The organism is Psychrobacter sp. GW64-MNA-CIBAN-0177 (genome assembly GCF_040309585.1).
GTDB classification, from domain to species: Bacteria; Pseudomonadota; Gammaproteobacteria; order Pseudomonadales; family Moraxellaceae; genus Psychrobacter; species Psychrobacter okhotskensis.
Genome location: NZ_JBEOOY010000675.1, coordinates 1 through 229, shown reverse-complemented (window position 1 = coordinate 229; position 229 = coordinate 1). Strand labels below are relative to the sequence as shown.

The following is a 229-nucleotide window of genomic DNA, read 5'->3' as shown; positions in this document are numbered from 1 at the left end:
ATCATAACCTCCATCAGCTCGATGAGTGCGCACAATAAGCGCGGCGGTGTACGCTGGGATATCTGGCGTAATATGGCACTTGGTTTGGTCATTGGTAGTTTGGTTGGGGCTGGCGTTGCAGAAATGATTGATGGCAAATCGCTACAAGCAATTATCGGCGTTGGAGCGCTATTGGTCGCCATTAATATGTTGTTTATGTCTAATAAAGAGCAGCTGGGTAAGCCAATGC

General features: G+C 47.6%; 1 protein-coding gene. It reads left to right on the top strand.

Going from position 1 to position 229, the window contains the following annotated elements; translation table 11 throughout:
• Positions 1-229 (top strand): sulfite exporter TauE/SafE family protein (locus tag AAEY79_RS16670; protein ID WP_352289948.1); only part of this gene is annotated, 229 nt, incomplete at both ends.